Annotated in this window: 1 protein-coding gene; it reads right to left on the reverse strand. The window is 60.1% G+C overall.

All coding sequences use genetic code 11. From position 1 onward, the window contains the following. Nucleotides 1-911: hypothetical protein (locus tag H5U08_RS19305; protein ID WP_297036961.1), on the reverse strand; the 911-nt coding region annotated here is incomplete at its 3' end. Nucleotides 912-1222: the final 311 nt, after the last annotated feature.

Consider the following 1222-nt stretch of genomic DNA (forward strand, 5'->3'; position numbering starts at 1 on the left):
GGCGCCCCGGCATTGGCGTTGCCGTCGCGGGTTATCGCCCAGAACATGGCTCCGCCTGCGTTGGTCACGTTGATGAAGCGCTCGTTTGCCCTGGCGTTGACCTGGAATCGCGCCCATTCATGATTGTCAAAGTCGTAGGTAGCCATCCCCACCGACCGAACGGGCGTCGGCGTGCCGGCCGCGGGATCACCGATGGTCCAGCCCACGCTGCCGTCGTTGAGGAGAAGTTCTTCGATCGTTCGGCTGCCGCCTGATGTGTTCGTCTGGAAAAATTTCCAACCCCCGGCCGAAGCGTCGGGATCGTACACCGCCGCCCCGACTTCCCGCGGGATGTAGCCGTTCGCAGTGGGATAGCCGATCGTCCAGGCGACGATGCCATCCTTGCTCTCCAACTGAGTGACAGCGAGAACCCCCAGATTTGGGCTTTCCGCCGTTTTCCAGGCCCCTTGATTGGTGTCGTAAATCGCCACGCCCACTTTGCGTGCCACGATCTGGCCGTTGGGCAGGGCGGTCCCCACCGTCCAGGCGACCACCCCTTTCTCACTCAACACGTCGACAATCACCTGATCGGAGCCGTAGGAGGTGGAACCTTCCTGCCAGACACCCCCCACATTGGCGCGATAGTGCACCGTACTCCCGTCGATCCAGGTCTCGACTTCCTGGGGGGGCTGATAAGGGTTGATGGTCGCAGGGAGCGTCAGATCGGGGGCCGGAACCAGTCCCAGTGTGCCCGGTATGATGTTGCCCGACATGGCCCCCGCGTCACCGTACCCGAGAGGCGTTTCCCAGCTAAATCCGACGCCGCTGAGGAGTTGTCGATCTTCCAGTTGTTCCAGTGTCAGTCTGCGATGTTTGCGGGAGGCTCCCAACCGACGGCCATCGTGGCGAGGCATTCCATTCTTCCGCAACATAGGTGGCATCCTTGCTCCCGAAAAAGTCCTTCCCGGTCGGTTATGCCGGCCCGTGGGTTTATTGGAAAGGGACGCGATATTAGCGTGAGCGACCCGTTACGTCGATATTACTATCGACAAATGCGGGATAAGCCCTCCAATCCAATTGGACGGAAAATCCCGCCCATTTTGACGAGCAAGCGAGATCCGATCTCGAACACGTGCCTGCTCGGGCTTCAGAAAACCCTGTCGCGCTGATCCATCCCCACCTTTAGGAGGAGTCTCTTGGAACCGGAAGGAGTAGCATGTGGTAGGGGCCATTCATGAATTGC

Origin of the sequence: Thermogutta sp. (genome assembly GCF_014359955.1) — a bacterium.
Lineage (GTDB): Bacteria > Planctomycetota > Planctomycetia > Pirellulales > Thermoguttaceae > Thermogutta.